Annotated in this window: 15 protein-coding genes; all 15 read left to right on the plus strand. The window is 61.1% G+C overall.

The window, feature by feature from the left end:
* Positions 1-6 precede the first annotated feature (6 nt).
* The 15 genes from hscB to ACZ9H3_RS19750 all read left to right on the plus strand — a co-directional run bounded on the left by hscB (position 7) and on the right by ACZ9H3_RS19750 (position 14407).
* Positions 7-528, plus strand: coding sequence for a co-chaperone HscB (gene hscB / locus ACZ9H3_RS19680; RefSeq protein WP_065761354.1), 522 nt, complete (start codon positions 7-9; stop codon positions 526-528).
* 41 nt (positions 529-569) lie between these two features.
* Positions 570-2432: a Fe-S protein assembly chaperone HscA gene (gene hscA / locus ACZ9H3_RS19685; protein WP_065761355.1), complete on the plus strand. Its 1863-nt coding sequence runs from the start codon at positions 570-572 to the stop codon at positions 2430-2432.
* Between the two features lie 3 nt (positions 2433-2435).
* A complete protein-coding gene (fdx, locus tag ACZ9H3_RS19690) occupies positions 2436-2777 on the plus strand; it encodes an ISC system 2Fe-2S type ferredoxin (protein WP_065761356.1) in 342 nt (113 codons plus the stop codon).
* A 14-nt stretch (positions 2778-2791) separates the two neighbouring features.
* Positions 2792-2992: a Fe-S cluster assembly protein IscX gene (iscX, locus tag ACZ9H3_RS19695; RefSeq protein ID WP_065761357.1), complete on the plus strand. Its 201-nt coding sequence runs from the start codon at positions 2792-2794 to the stop codon at positions 2990-2992.
* 90 nt (positions 2993-3082) lie between these two features.
* Positions 3083-3508: a nucleoside-diphosphate kinase gene (gene ndk / locus ACZ9H3_RS19700; RefSeq protein ID WP_065761358.1), complete on the plus strand. Its 426-nt coding sequence runs from the start codon at positions 3083-3085 to the stop codon at positions 3506-3508.
* A gap of 28 nt (positions 3509-3536) precedes the next feature.
* Positions 3537-4682 carry a dual-specificity RNA methyltransferase RlmN gene (rlmN, locus tag ACZ9H3_RS19705; protein ID WP_065761359.1) on the plus strand — a complete coding sequence of 382 codons (1146 nt, stop codon included), beginning with the start codon at positions 3537-3539 and terminating at the stop codon, positions 4680-4682.
* A gap of 13 nt (positions 4683-4695) precedes the next feature.
* The gene (pilW, locus tag ACZ9H3_RS19710) at positions 4696-5454 is read left to right on the plus strand and encodes a type IV pilus biogenesis/stability protein PilW (RefSeq protein WP_099773610.1); all 759 of its coding nucleotides are present in this window, start codon (positions 4696-4698) and stop codon (positions 5452-5454) included.
* Complete coding sequence (locus ACZ9H3_RS19715; protein WP_330522006.1) at positions 5454-6509, plus strand: RodZ domain-containing protein; 1056 nt, start codon at positions 5454-5456, stop codon at positions 6507-6509. The genes pilW and ACZ9H3_RS19715 overlap by 1 nt, the downstream gene beginning before the upstream one ends.
* 3 nt (positions 6510-6512) lie before the next feature.
* Positions 6513-7622 carry a flavodoxin-dependent (E)-4-hydroxy-3-methylbut-2-enyl-diphosphate synthase gene (gene ispG, locus ACZ9H3_RS19720; RefSeq protein ID WP_065761362.1) on the plus strand — a complete coding sequence of 370 codons (1110 nt, stop codon included), beginning with the start codon at positions 6513-6515 and terminating at the stop codon, positions 7620-7622.
* Between the two features lie 23 nt (positions 7623-7645).
* The gene (gene hisS, locus ACZ9H3_RS19725) at positions 7646-8935 is read left to right on the plus strand and encodes a histidine--tRNA ligase (RefSeq protein WP_065761363.1); all 1290 of its coding nucleotides are present in this window, start codon (positions 7646-7648) and stop codon (positions 8933-8935) included.
* Positions 8936-8974: 39 nt separating this feature from the next.
* Positions 8975-9616, plus strand: coding sequence for a YfgM family protein (locus ACZ9H3_RS19730; protein ID WP_065761364.1), 642 nt, complete (start codon positions 8975-8977; stop codon positions 9614-9616).
* Positions 9609-10760, plus strand: a complete 1152-nt coding sequence (gene bamB / locus ACZ9H3_RS19735; protein ID WP_218197067.1) for an outer membrane protein assembly factor BamB — start codon at positions 9609-9611, stop codon at positions 10758-10760. The genes ACZ9H3_RS19730 and bamB overlap by 8 nt, the downstream gene beginning before the upstream one ends.
* A 116-nt stretch (positions 10761-10876) precedes the next feature.
* Positions 10877-12343, plus strand: a complete 1467-nt coding sequence (gene der, locus ACZ9H3_RS19740; protein ID WP_099773612.1) for a ribosome biogenesis GTPase Der — start codon at positions 10877-10879, stop codon at positions 12341-12343.
* A 136-nt stretch (positions 12344-12479) separates the two neighbouring features.
* A complete protein-coding gene (locus tag ACZ9H3_RS19745; RefSeq protein WP_065761961.1) occupies positions 12480-13628 on the plus strand; it encodes a pyridoxal phosphate-dependent aminotransferase in 1149 nt (382 codons plus the stop codon).
* Positions 13616-14407 carry an amidohydrolase gene (locus ACZ9H3_RS19750; protein ID WP_065761960.1) on the plus strand — a complete coding sequence of 264 codons (792 nt, stop codon included), beginning with the start codon at positions 13616-13618 and terminating at the stop codon, positions 14405-14407. The genes ACZ9H3_RS19745 and ACZ9H3_RS19750 overlap by 13 nt, the downstream gene beginning before the upstream one ends.
* The last annotated feature ends 563 nt before the right edge of the window (positions 14408-14970 follow it).

Genomic DNA, 14970 nt, shown 5'->3' on the forward strand with positions numbered 1-14970 from the left:
CAGATTGTGGGTACTCCTTGTCATTTCGCCCTGTTTGACCTGCAACCTGGCTTCCGCCTGGACCTCGACAAGTTGGCCGCGCGTTATCGCGAGCTGGCCCGCGAGGTCCATCCGGACCGCTTCGCCGATGCTTCCGAGCGCGAGCAGCGCTTGGCGCTGGAGCGTTCGGCTGGCCTCAACGAAGCCTACCAGACGCTCAAGAGCGCGCCGCGCCGTGCCCGTTACCTGTTGGCGATCGGCGGCCATGAAGTGCCGCAGGAAGTCACCGTCCACGACCCTCAGTTCCTGCTGCAGCAGATGCAGTGGCGCGAGGAGCTCGAAGACTTGCAGGACAGTGCCGACCTCGAGGGCGTGGCAGCCTTCAAGCACCGCTTGAAAGTTGCTCAGGAGGCCCTCAATGAGGACTTCGCCGCTTGCTGGGATGTGGCTGCGCAGCGTGAGCAGGCCGAGCGCCTGATGCGCCGCATGCAGTTCCTCGACAAGCTCGCCTACGAAGTGCGCCAGTTGGAAGAGCGCCTCGACGATTAACCCGGTGCCGCCCTGGCGGCCCCTCTGGTACCCGAATAAGCATGGCCCTACTGCAGATCGCTGAACCCGGTCAGAGCCCTCAGCCCCACCAGCGTCGTCTGGCGGTGGGCATCGACCTTGGCACCACCAATTCGCTGGTCGCTGCGCTGCGCAGCGGTCTTTCCGAACCACTGGCCGACTCCGAAGGTCGGGTTATCCTGCCGTCTGCGGTGCGTTACCACGCTGACCGCGTCGAGGTCGGGCATTCAGCCAAGGCGGCTGCCTCCAGCGACCCGCTCAATACCGTATTGTCGGTCAAGCGCCTGATGGGGCGTGGCCTGGCGGATGTCAAACAGTTGGGTGATCAACTGCCTTACCGCTTTGTCGGCGGTGAATCGCACATGCCGTTCATCGATACCGTGCAGGGTGCGAAAAGCCCTGTAGAGGTTTCGGCCGAGATCCTGCGCGTGCTGCGCCAGCGTGCTGAAGACACCCTCGGGGGTGAACTGGTGGGTGCGGTGATCACCGTGCCAGCGTATTTCGACGACGCTCAGCGCCAGGCCACCAAGGACGCCGCCAAGCTGGCGGGCCTCAATGTATTGCGCCTGCTCAACGAGCCAACCGCGGCCGCGGTGGCTTATGGCCTGGACCAGAATGCCGAAGGCCTGGTGGCCATCTATGACCTGGGTGGCGGTACCTTCGATATTTCCATCCTGCGCCTGACCGGCGGTGTGTTTGAGGTGCTGGCTACCGGCGGCGACAGTGCCCTGGGCGGCGACGATTTCGATCACGCCATTGCCAGCTGGATCGTTGAGCAGGCCGGCCTGTCGGCTGACCTTGATCCGGGCGCGCAGCGCCAACTGCTGCAAACGGCGTGTGCCGCCAAGGAAGCCCTGACCACGGCCGACAGCGTGCCGGTGGCTTACGGCCAATGGCAGGCTGAGCTGACCCGCGAAGCGTTTGATGCGCTGATTGAGCCGATGGTCGCACGCAGCCTCAAGGCTTGCCGTCGTGCGGTGCGCGACAGTGGCATTGAGCTGGACGAAGTCGGGGCCGTGGTAATGGTCGGCGGCTCGACCCGCGTGCCGCGTGTGCGCGAGGCGGTTGGCGCACTGTTTGGGCGTACGCCACTGACCGAAATCGACCCGGATCAGGTCGTGGCCATTGGCGCTGCCATTCAGGCGGATACCCTGGCCGGCAATCGTCGCGACGGCGGCGAGTTGCTGCTGCTTGACGTGATCCCGCTGTCCTTGGGCCTTGAGACCATGGGCGGCCTGATGGAAAAGGTGATTCCGCGCAACACCACGATCCCGGTGGCACGCGCTCAGGAGTTCACCACCTACAAAGACGGCCAGACAGCCATGATGATTCATGTGCTGCAGGGCGAGCGTGAGCTGATCAGCGACTGCCGTTCCCTGGCGCGTTTCGAGCTGCGTGGCATCCCGGCCATGGTTGCCGGTGCCGCAAAAATCCGTGTGACCTTCCAGGTCGACGCCGATGGCCTGCTCAGCGTGGCGGCCCGTGAACTGGGTTCGGGTGTCGAGGCCAGCATTCAGGTCAAGCCGTCCTACGGTCTGACCGACGGTGAGATCGCCCGCATGCTCAAGGACTCCTTCGAGCATGCCGGCTTCGACAAGACCGCCCGTCAGTTGCGCGAGCACCAGGTCGATGCTCAGCGCCTGATCGAGGCGGTGCAAGGCGCCCTGGATGTCGATGGTGACCGTTTGCTCAGCGCCGAAGAGCGTCTGGCGATCGAGCATCAGATGCACGAGTTGCGTGAATTGATGAACGGCACCGATGGCGCAGCCATCGAGCAGCAGACCAAGCGTCTGTCGCAGGTGACCGATGCTTTTGCAGCCCGCCGCCTTGATTCGACGGTAAAAGCCGCGTTGGCCGGGCGCAACCTGAATGAGATCGAGGAATAACTGATGCCGCAGGTGATTTTTCTGCCCCACGAGAAGTTCTGTCCGGACGGTCTTGTGGTGGAGGTGGAGCCGGGTACTAATATCCTGGAGTTGGCCCACGAGCACCATATCGAGATGGAAAGCGCATGTGGTGGCGTGTGCGCCTGCACCACTTGCCATTGCATCGTGCGTGAAGGTTTCGATTCGCTCGAGGAAGCTGACGAGCTCGAAGAAGACATGCTCGATAAGGCCTGGGGCCTGGAGCGCCAGTCGCGTCTGGCCTGTCAGGTATTCGTGGGTGAGGAAGACCTGACCATCGAGATTCCGAAGTACACGATCAACCTGGCCGCCGAAGCGCCGCACTGATTCAAGGAGCCATCATGAGTCTGAAATGGGTTGATGTACTTGAAATTGCAATCCAGCTTGCCGAAAGCAAGCCGGAAGTCGATCCTCGTTATGTGAACTTCGTCGATCTGCATCAGTGGGTTCTGGCTTTGCCGGAGTTCAGCGACGATCCACAGCGCGGCGGCGAGAAGGTTCTGGAAGCGATCCAGGCCGCCTGGATCGACGAAGCCGACTGAGTACGCTCGGCAGGTTAGGCAATCCCTAAGAACCCGCGTATAATTCGCGGGTTTAATTTTTCGCTTCACTTACTGTTTCTGGAGTTTTCCATGGCTGTTCAACGTACTTTCTCGATCATCAAGCCTGACGCAGTTGCCAAGAACGTCATCGGCGAGATCACCACTCGTTTCGAAAAAGCCGGCCTGCGCGTCGTCGCTTCGAAAATGAAGCAACTGTCCAAAGCCGAAGCTGAAGGCTTCTACGCTGAGCACAGCGCTCGTGGCTTCTTCGGCGACCTGGTTGCCTTCATGACCTCCGGTCCAGTTGTTGTCCAGGTTCTGGAAGGCGAAAACGCCATCGCTCTGAACCGTGAGCTGATGGGCGCTACCAACCCTAAAGAAGCTGCTGCCGGCACCATCCGCGCTGACTTCGCTGAGTCCATCGACGCCAACGCCGTACACGGTTCGGACTCCGAAGCCGCTGCTGCTCGCGAAATCGCTTACTTCTTCGCAGCTACTGAAGTAACCACTCGCTAAGCGAAGGCTGACGAGTGAGGGTGAATCCATGACGACATCGACTGGCAAAATCAACCTGTTGGGTCTAACCCAGCCGGAAATGGAAAAATTCTTCGACTCAATCGGGGAGAAGCGCTTCCGTGCCGGTCAGGTCATGAAGTGGATTCACCACTTTGGCGTTGATGATTTCGACGCCATGACCAACGTCGGCAAGGCCTTGCGCGAAAAGCTCAAGGCCTGTGCCGAGGTTCGCGGTCCGGAAGTGGTCAGCGAGGACATCTCCAGCGACGGTACCCGCAAGTGGGTCGTGCGCGTGGCGTCCGGCAGCTGCGTCGAGACCGTCTACATCCCCCAGGGCAAGCGTGGCACGCTGTGTGTCTCGTCCCAGGCCGGTTGCGCCCTGGACTGCAGTTTTTGCTCCACCGGCAAGCAAGGTTTCAACAGCAACCTCACCGCCGCCGAAGTCATCGGCCAGGTGTGGATTGCCAACAAGTCGTTCGGCACTGTGCCGGCCAAGATCGACCGTGCCATCACCAACGTGGTGATGATGGGCATGGGCGAGCCGCTGCTGAACTTCGACAACGTCGTCGCGGCCATGCATTTGATGATGGACGACCTCGGCTATGGCATTTCCAAGCGCCGGGTGACCCTGTCCACCTCCGGCGTGGTACCGATGATCGATGAGCTGGCCAAGCACATCGACGTCTCCCTGGCACTTTCGCTGCACGCGCCGAACGATGCGCTGCGCAACGAACTGGTGCCGATCAACAAGAAGTACCCGCTCAGCGTGGTGCTCGACTCGTGCATGCGCTACATGTCCGAGCTGGGCGAAAAGCGCGTACTGACCATCGAGTACACCCTGCTCAAGGACGTCAACGACAAGCTCGAACATGCCGTGGAAATGGCCGAGCTGCTGAAAAACGTTCCGTGCAAGATCAACCTGATTCCGTTCAACCCGTTCCCGCATTCCGGTTACGAGCGGCCGAGCAACAACGCTATCCGCCGTTTCCAGGACCACCTGCATCATGCCGGCTACAACGTGACGGTACGCACCACCCGTGGTGAAGACATCGACGCGGCATGTGGTCAGTTGGTCGGTCAGGTCATGGATCGCACCCGTCGTAGTGAGCGTTACATCGCCGTTCGTCAGTTGAATGCTGATGGTGATGCGCCGAACACGGCCGTGCAGAACTGAAGAGAGGATCTCCATGACCCCACGCGCTGCGCTGCCGATCCTGCTGGTCGCTCTGTTGGCAGGCTGTGCGTCGACCGGTGAGCCTGGTACGCCGGTCAGCAGCAAGGCGCGGGTCGAGGCGGTTCAGGCGTATGTGCAGTTGGGCCTGGGGTACTTGAAGCAGGGGTTGACCGAGCGTGCCAAGTGGCCGTTGAAAAAGGCCCTTGAACTCAATGCTGACGATGCTGATGCGCATGCCGCCCTGGCCCTGGTGTTCCAGGCTGAAGGTGAAGCTGCACTGGCAGAGCAGCACTTTCGCAAGGCGCTGGCGCAGGCCCCGGACAACACCCGAATTCGCAACAATTTCGGCAGCTTCCTTTATGCTCAAGGCCGCTACACCGATGCCGAGCAGATGTTTCGTCGCGCGGCTGCCGATACCCTGTATCCTGAACGTTCGCGGGTGTTCGAAAGCCTGGGGCTAACCGCCTTGAAGCTCGATCAGCGCGAGCAGGCGCGGGAATACCTGGAAAAGGCTTTACGGCTCAACCGTCATCAACCCCATGCGTTGTTGGAAATGGCTGAGTTGTCTTACGAAGACAGGCATTATGTGCCGGCCCGAGACTTCTACGATCGTTTCAGCCAACTGAGCGACCCCAATGCCCGCAGCCTGCTGCTGGGCAGTCGCCTGGCAACGGTGTTTGAAGAATCGAACAAGGCCGCCGAGCTGGGCCTGCAATTACAACGACTTTATCCCGGTACGCCGGAATATCAGCAATACCTGTCGGAGCAATGATGAAAGCGGCGCATCCCGAAGCAGTAGCAGCGACTCGCGAGAATCCCGGTGAGATTTTGCGTCAGGCCCGTGAAAACAGGGGCTGGTCGCAGGCCGAAGTGGCCCACAAGCTCAACTTGACCGTGAGTTCCCTGAGCAATCTTGAAGCCGGCGCCTTCGACAAGCTGCCTGGGCATACCTTTGCCCGTGGTTATATCCGTGCCTACGCCAAGTTGCTCGACATGGATCAGGCAGCGTTGGTTCAGGCCTTTGACCAGTGCACCGGCACCCATGCCCAGGGCAGCGATGTGCATGCCTTGGGCCGTATCGAAGAGCCTGTGCGGCTGTCGCATAACATTTTGCGTGGTGTGAGCCTCGTGCTGCTGCTGGCGGTGGTCGGCGGTGGTTATTTCTGGTGGCAGGATCAAACCCGTCGGCATGGCAAGGACCTGGCCACCATTGCCATGGAGCATGTCGAGGTCGAGAGCGCCGACGGCACGACGCAAATTCATCCGCTGGACGAGCCGGAAGATCAGGCCGTCGATGCATCGCAACAACCGCAAAGCACTGATTTGAGCCTTGAACAGGCCCAGCCAGACGTGGAAGCCCCTGCACCTGCGAGCGAACCAGCAGCGGCCGTGGCTCCAGCCGCGCCAGTGGCTGTGACGCCTGCCAAACCCGCTGCTGCAGCGGTCGTGCCTGCAGCGCCAGCCGCTCCGGCTGCACCTGTGGTACCTGTGGTACCTGTTGCGCCGGCCAAGCCCGTCGTGCCGGCCCCGGCCCCAGTTGTGGCCCCGGCTGCTGTCGTCGCGGCCGCAGAGCCTGCGGTTGCAGGCAGTGGCAAGGTGCATGTTCAATTCAATGCCGATTGCTGGACGTCAGTTATCGACGGCAACGGCAAGGTGCTGTTCAGTGCCATCAAGCGCAAGGGCGACAGCCTGGACGTCAGCGGCAAGCCACCGTTTGCGGTGCGCTTCGGCTACGCCAAGGGCGTGCAACTGAGCTACAACGGTCAGCCAGTCGACCTTGCGCCGTTCACCAGTGGCGAGACCGCTCGCCTGAAGTTGGGACAATAAGTCATGCACGGCGAATCTCCGATCAAACGGCGCGAATCCCGGAAAATCTGGGTAGGTAATGTACCTGTCGGCGGCGATGCACCCATTGCCGTCCAGAGCATGACCAACACCGATACCAACGATGTCGCCGCCACCGTGGCGCAGATCAACCGGCTGGTCGATGCCGGTGTCGATATCGTGCGTGTCTCGGTACCGGACATGGACGCTGCCGAAGCGTTTGGCAAGATCAAGCAACAGGTCAGCGTGCCCTTGGTGGCAGACATTCACTTCGACTACCGCATTGCCTTGCGCGTGGCCGAACTGGGTGTCGACTGCCTGCGTATCAACCCGGGCAACATCGGTCGTGAAGACCGTGTGCGTGCGGTGGTCGATGCGGCACGTGACCGTGGTATCCCGATCCGCATTGGCGTCAACGCCGGTTCGCTGGAAAAGGACCTGCAGAAAAAGTACGGTGAACCGACCCCGGCTGCGCTGGTTGAGTCGGCCCTGCGCCATGTCGAGCACCTCGATCGCCTGGACTTCCAGGACTTCAAGGTCAGCGTGAAGGCGTCCGATGTGTTCATGGCCGTCGAAGCCTACCGCTTGCTTGCCAAGCAGATCATCCAGCCGTTGCACCTGGGTATCACCGAAGCCGGTGGCCTGCGTTCGGGGACGGTAAAATCGGCGGTTGGCCTGGGCATGCTGCTTGCCGAAGGGATTGGCGATACTATCCGCATCTCGCTGGCGGCCGATCCGGTCGAAGAAGTGAAGGTCGGTTACGACATCCTCAAGTCGCTGCACCTGCGTTCGCGTGGTATCAACTTCATCGCCTGCCCGAGCTGCTCGCGGCAGAATTTCGATGTGGTCAAGACCATGAACGAGCTGGAAGGGCGCTTGGAAGACTTGCTGGTACCGCTGGACGTTGCGGTCATCGGCTGTGTGGTCAATGGCCCCGGTGAAGCCAAGGAAGCCCATGTCGGGCTGACCGGTGGTACGCCGAACCTGATCTACATCGATGGCAAGCCGTCGCAGAAACTGACCAATGACAACCTGGTTGATGAGCTGGAAAAGCTTATCCGCCAGAAAGCGGCCGAGAAGGCCGAGGCCGACGCGGCGCTGATCGCCCGCGGCTGACACCGTATCGCTAAGGATTTCCCGTGAGCAAATCGCTGCAAGCCATCCGTGGCATGAACGACATTCTGCCCGAGCAGACCCCGCTATGGCGCTACTTCGAGAGCACCGTGGCCGGCCTGCTCGACACCTACGGCTATCGTCAGATTCGTACGCCGATTGTCGAGTTCACCGAGCTGTTCAAGCGCTCGATTGGTGAAGTGACCGACATCGTCGAGAAAGAGATGTACACCTTCGCCGACCGTAACGGCGACTCGCTGACCCTGCGCCCTGAAGGCACGGCCGCCTGCGTTCGCGCGGTGCTGGAGCACGGCATCAGCGGCGGCGGCCAGGTACAGAAACTGTGGTACATCGGCCAGATGTTCCGCCACGAGCGTCCGCAGAAAGGCCGCTACCGTCAGTTCCACCAGATCGGTGTCGAGGTCTTCAACCTCGACGGTCCGGACATCGACGCTGAGCTGATCGTCCTGACCTGGCGCCTGTGGGGCCTGCTGGGCATTCGCGACGCGGTCAAGCTTGAGCTGAACAGCCTGGGCACCAGCGAAGCCCGTGCGCGCTATCGCGATGCCCTGGTCGAGTTCCTCTCGGCACGCCTGAGCGAACTGGACGAAGACAGCCAGCGCCGCCTGAAAAGCAATCCGCTGCGTATCCTCGACAGCAAGGACCCGAACACCCAGGCGGTACTGGTCGGTGCGCCGAAGCTTGAGGAATACCTGGACGAAGAGTCTCGCGTGCACTTCGAAGGCCTGAAGGCGCGCCTGGATGCCGCTGGCATTCCTTACGTCATCAATACCAAGCTGGTACGCGGCCTGGACTACTACAGCAAAACCGTGTTCGAGTGGGTCACCGACAAGCTCGGTTCCCAGGGTACCGTGTGCGCGGGTGGCCGTTACGACGGTCTGGTCGAGCAGATGGGCGGCAAGCCGACCCCGGGCGTTGGTTTCGCCATGGGTATCGAGCGCTTGATCCTGCTGCTGGAAACCCTGGAGCAGATCCCCGAGTCGATCAACCGTCAGGTCGATGTCTACCTGTGTGCGTTCGGCGAGCAGGCCGAGCTGGCTGGCCTGACCCTGAGCGAGAAGCTGCGTGATCGTCTGCCGGGCCTGCGTCTGCAGGTGAACGCCGGTGGTGGCAGCTTCAAGAGCCAGTTCAAGAAGGCCGACAAGAGCGCAGCGCTGTTCGCCTTGATCCTGGGGGACGACGAACTGGCGCAACAAGTGGTAGGTTTCAAACCCCTGCGTGGTCAGGGCGAACAACAAAACATTGCCTGGGATGCTCTGGCCGAGCACCTGGAAGCTTCCCTCGCGCAGGCGTGAAGCGGGTCAACAGCCGATTTGGTGAAAAGGAGTATTGGGGTGTCGAGTACCGATGATGAACAGCTGGCGGCATTCAAGGACTGGTGGCAGCGTAACGGCAAGCCACTGGTAACCGGTGGCCTGCTGGCGCTGGTGGTGGTATTCGGCTGGCAGGCCTGGCAAAAGTACCAGGGCAATCAGTCGCAAGGCGCCTCCAACCTCTACCAGGCCTTGCTGGAAACGACCCTCACGCCGAGCGGTCAGCCTGATACCGCCAAGGTTGCCGAACTGTCCGGCAAGCTCAAGAGCGAGTTCGGCGGTTCTGCCTATGCGCAGTACGCCAGCCTGTTCGTGGCCAAGGTTGCGGTTGAAAGCGGCAAGCTGGATGACGCAGCCGCTGAGCTGAAGAGTGTTATGGACAAGCCGGCCGACGCCACGCTGGGCGAGATTGCCCGCCAGCGTCTGGCCCGCGTGCTGGCTGCGCAGAACAAGGCTGACGAGGCCCTGAAACTGCTTGATGGTGATGCCGACAAAGCGTTCCTGGCCAGCCGCGAAGAGCTCAAGGGCGACCTGCTGGTGCAACTGGGCCGCAGTGCTGACGCCCATAGCGCTTATGAGAAGGCCAAGGCGGCGCTCTCTGACGATGCCGCCATCGGTGGCCTGCAACTCAAGCTCGACGACCTGGCCAAAGGGGATGCCTGACGTGATCGCATGGAAACCTGCCGCAGTGCTGGCCTTGGCTCTTCTGGCCGTGGGTTGCAGCAGCAACAGTAAAAAGGAACTGCCGCCGGCCGAGCTGACTTCGTTCACCGAAGAAGTGGTGCTGAAAAAGCAATGGAGTCGTTCGATCGGTGACGGTCAGGGCGAAACCTTCAATATGCTCGTTCCGGCTATCGAGAACGACCGTATCTATGCTGCGGACGTCAACGGCCTGGTCATGGGCCTTGATCGTCTGAACGGCGACGTGATCTGGAAGAAGAAGCTGGAACTGCCGGTTTCCGGCGCCGTCGGTGTTGGCTATGGCCTGGTCATGGTCGGTACCCTCAAGGGTGACGTCATTGCCCTGGATGCCAGCACCGGTGAAGAAAAGTGGCGCTCGCGCGTTACCAGCGAAGTGCTGGCACCGCCTGCCACCAACGGTGACGTGGTTGTCGTTCAGACTCAGGACGACCGCGTGATCGGTCTGGATGCCAGCACGGGTGACCGCCGCTGGATCTATGAAAGCACCCCGGCCGTACTGACCCTGCGTGGCACAGGCGCGCCGATCGTGACCAACCGTCTGGCGGTTGCCGGGCTGTCGACCGGCAAGGTCATCGCCCTTGATACCCAGAACGGTGTACCGGTCTGGGAACAGCGCGTGGCCATCCCGCAAGGCCGTTCCGAGCTGGACCGTGTCGTGGACATCGATGGTGGCTTGCTGCTGTCGGGTGGTGTGATCTACGTTGCTAGCTACCAGGGTCGTGTTGCCGGCCTGGAACTGGAAAGCGGTCGTGTGCTCTGGCAGCGTGATGCTTCCAGTTCGGCAGGTGTCGCTCAAGGTTTCGGTAACGTCTACGTGAGCGAAGCAACGGGCGCGGTCGAAGGTATCGATGAGCGTTCGTCCACCGCACTGTGGAGCAACGATTCGCTGGCACGTCGCCAACTGTCGGCCCCTGAGGTGTTCTCCAGCTATGTGGCAGTCGGTGACCTTGAGGGTTACCTGCACTTGCTGAGCCAGGTCGATGGTCGTTTCGTTGGCCGTGAGCGCATCGACAGTGACGGCCTGCGCGCGCGTCCGCTGGTGGTGGGTGACACGATTTATGTGTATGGCAACAGCGGCAAGCTGGAAGCGCTGACCATTCGCTGAGTCTATGCTTGAGGCCTGCAAGGGCCTCGGGTTGCGGCACTTTGGTGCCGTCCGAACTCCGGCCGCTGCTGTGCAGCGGCCTTTGTATTTTTTGAATTTACGCAGTGGAGAGCCGCATGGTTCCCGTAATCGCCTTGGTGGGCCGGCCGAACGTCGGTAAATCCACCATGTTCAACCGCCTGACCAAGACCCGCGACGCCATCGTCGGCGACCTGTCCGGTCTGACCCGCGACCGCCAGTATGGTGAGGCGCGCTGGCAAGGGCGTTCTTACATTCTGGTCGACACCGGTGGTATTTCCGGTGACGAGCAGGGCATGGATGAAAAAATGGCCGAGCAGTCGCTGCTGGCCATTGAAGAAGCCGATGTAGTCCTGTTCCTGGTGGATGCCCGTGCGGGCCTGACCGCCGCCGACCAGATGATTTCCGAGCACCTGCGCAAGCGCAACAAGCGCTCGTACCTGGTAGCGAACAAGATCGACAACATCGATCCGCAGATGGCTATCGCCGAATTCTCGCCACTGGGCATGGGCAATGCCTTGCCGGTGGCCGGTTCCCAGGGCCGTGGTATCAATGGCCTGCTGGAAACCGTGCTGGGTGAGTTCCCGCGCGACAAGGACGAGGAAGAAGTCGACCTTAACGTCGCCGAGGGCGAGGAGGCCGTGCGCATTCCTGGTCCGAGCGAGAAGGACGGGATCAAGATCGCCATCATCGGTCGTCCAAACGTCGGCAAGTCGACGCTGGTCAACCGTATGCTCGGCGAAGAGCGGGTGATCGTCTATGACCAACCCGGCACCACCCGCGACAGTATCTACATTCCGTTCGAGCGTAATGAAGAGAAGTACACCCTGATCGACACGGCTGGGGTGCGCAAGCGCGGCAAGATCCACGAGGAAGTTGAAAAGTTCTCGGTGGTGAAGACCCTGCAGGCGATCAAGGACGCCAACGTGGTGATCTTCGTCATGGACGCCCGCGAAGGCGTGGTTGACCATGACCTGAACCTGCTGGGCTTCGCCCTGGAAGCGGGCCGTGCGCTAGTGATCGCCCTGAACAAATGGGACGGCATGCAGCCTAGCGAACGCGACTACGTGAAGACCGAGCTGGAGCGCCGGCTGTTCTTCGTCGACTTCGCCGACATTCACTTCATTTCGGCGCTGCACGGCACTGGCGTGGGCAACCTGTATCAATCGGTACAGGCCTCGTTCAAGTCTGCGGTGACCCGTTGGCCGACCAGCCGCCTGACCCAGATCCTCGAGGACGCGGTCAGCGAGCACCAGCCGCCGATGGTCAATGGTCGCCGGATCAAACTGCGTTATGCCCACCTTGGTGGCGCCAACCCGCCGCTGATCGTGATCCACGGCAACCAGGTCGAAAAGGTACCGAAGTCGTATTCGCGCTACCTTGAAAACACCTATCGCCGGGTACTGAAGCTGGTCGGTACGCCGATCCGCATCGAGTACAAGGGCAGCGACAACCCGTACGAAGGCAACAAGAACACGCTGACCGACCGCCAGGTCAACAAGAAGCGTCGTTTGATGTCGCACCACAAGAAAGCCGAGAAGAAGCGCAAAGACAAGCGCAAGTAAGCTTTCAGGCCTAATCGCCGGCTGTGCCGGCGATTAGGATCACCTAACCTTTTTCCTGACCGTTCAATCCGCTATGCTCGGGGGCTTACCTCCCGTGCCGCCTCGAGCCGGATGTTCTGTGTAGAAAGAGGGTTACATGATCAGCAGCAAGTTGCCGAACGTCGGCACGACCATCTTTACCACCATGTCCCAGCTCGCCGCGCAAACCGGCGCCCTGAACCTGTCCCAAGGGTTTCCCGACTTCAATGGCCCGCAAGAACTGCTCGATGCGGTAGGCCGCCATATTGCTGCCGGGCACAATCAGTATTCGCCGATGACCGGCTTGCCCGCCTTGCGTGAGCAGGTTGCAGCAAAGATCGCCCGCAGTTATGGCGTAACGGTTGATGCCGACACTGAAGTGACCATTACTCCCGGTGCGACGGAAGCTATTTTCTGTGCCATCCATGCGGTGATTCGCGCGGGTGACGAAGTGATCGTTTTCGACCCGTGCTACGACAGCTATGAGCCGTCGGTGGCGTTGGCCGGTGGTCGCTGCGTGCATGTGCAGTTGAACCCCAACGATTTCTCCATCGACTGGCAGAAATTCAGCGATGCGCTCAGCCCGCGTACGCGGATGATCATTCTGAACTCGCCACACAACCCGAGTGGGGCGCTGATCAGCCGTGCCGAGCTTGACCAGTTGGCGGCATTGATTGCCGAGCGCGATATCTACCTGATCAGCGATGAAGTCTACGAACACCTGGTGTTCGATGGCGTAAGCCACGCCAGCGTTCTGGCCCATGAGGCTCTGTATCAGCGCGCTTTTGTGGTCAGCTCGTTCGGCAAGACGTATCACGTCACGGGCTGGAAAACCGGTTATGTGGTTGCGCCGCCGGCCTTGAGCGTGGAGTTGCGCAAGGTTCACCAGTACGTGAACTTCTGCGGCGTGACCCCGCTGCAATGGGCGCTGGCCGACTTCATGGCTGCGCACCCGGAGCATGTCGAAGAATTGCCAGCCTTCTATCAGGCCAAGCGTGATCTGTTCTGCGACCTGCTGACGCCCTCGCGCTTCACCTTCAGCCGCGCGGCGGGCACCTATTTCCAGCTGGTGGACTATTCGCAGATCCGCCCCGACCTGAACGATCTCGAGATGTCCGTGTGGTTGACCCGTGAACACGGCGTGGCGACCATCCCGGTATCGGTGTTCTACCAGCAACCTATTCCCGAACAGCGCCTGGTGCGCCTGTGTTTTGCCAAACGCGAGGAGACGCTGCGTCAAGCAGCGGAGAAACTATGCGCGATCTGAGCTCACTGCCTAACCTGAGCGTTGCCCTGGTCCAGACCACATTGGCGTGGCAGGACCGGTTGGCCAACTATGAACATTTTGAAACCCTGATGGAACAGGCCCGTGGCAGCGATTTGATTGTGCTGCCGGAGATGTTCACGACTGGGTTTTCCATGGACTCCGAACGCCTAGCAGAGCCTGAGAATGGCCCGACGTACAAATGGCTCAAAAGCCAGGCGAAGAAGCTCAACGCGGTGATCACCGGCAGTGTGATCATCCAGGCCGCGGACGGCAGCCATCGTAATCGGCTGCTCTGGGCGCGCCCAGACGGCGAAATCCTGCACTATGACAAGCGTCACCTGTTCCGTATGGCCGGCGAGCACAAGCACTACACGCCCGGCGAGCGCCAGGTGCAGTTCGAGATCAACGGCTGGCGGGTGCGCCCACTGATTTGCTATGACCTGCGTTTCCCGGTCTGGAGCCGTGACCCTCAGGACACCGACCTGCTGCTCTATACCGCCAACTGGCCGGCAGCACGGCGCCAGCACTGGAACCGGTTGTTGCCGGCTCGCGGTATCGAGAACCTCTGTTATGTGGCCGCGGTGAACCGGGTGGGTACAGACGGCAAAGGCTTTGCCTACACGGGCGACAGCCAGGTGCTGGATTTCCAGGGTGAGAGCCTGCTCAGCGCGGGAGAGGCGGATGGTGTATTTACCGTGGTGTTGAGCGCAGCCGACCTGGCAGCCTACCGTACGCGTTTCCCGGCGAACCTGGACGCCGACGTCTTCGAGTTGCAGTAAGCGTCATCGTAGGCAAGCCAGCTCCAACAACCTGTAGGAGCCGGGCTTGCCCGCGATGCAGACGCCGCGAACTCACTGGCACCGCGCCGAGGCTATCGCAGGCAAGCCAGCTCCAACAGAAAGTGCAACTTGTAGGAGCCGGGCTTGCCCGCGATGCAGCCGCCGCGAACTCACGGCCACCCCACCGACGCCATCGCAGGCAAGCCTGCTCCAACAGAAAATGCAACCTGTAGGCGCCGGGCTTGCCCGCGATACAGACGCCGCGAACTCACTGGCACCGCGCCGACGCCATCGCAGGCAAGCCAGCTCCAACAGAAAATGCAACCTGTAGGAGCCGGGCTTGCCCGCGATGCAGGCGCCGCGAACTCACGGCCACCCCACCGACGCCATCGCAGGCAAGCCAGCTCCAACAGAAAGTGCAACCTGTAGGAGCCGGGCTTGCCCGCGATGCAGGCGCCGCGAACTCACAGTCACCCCACCGACGTCATCGCAGGCAAGCCAGCTCCAACAGAGTCCGCGCAACCTGTAGGAGCCGGGCTTGCCCGCGATGCAGACGCCGCGAA

Source organism: Pseudomonas sp. TE3910, assembly GCF_056279025.1.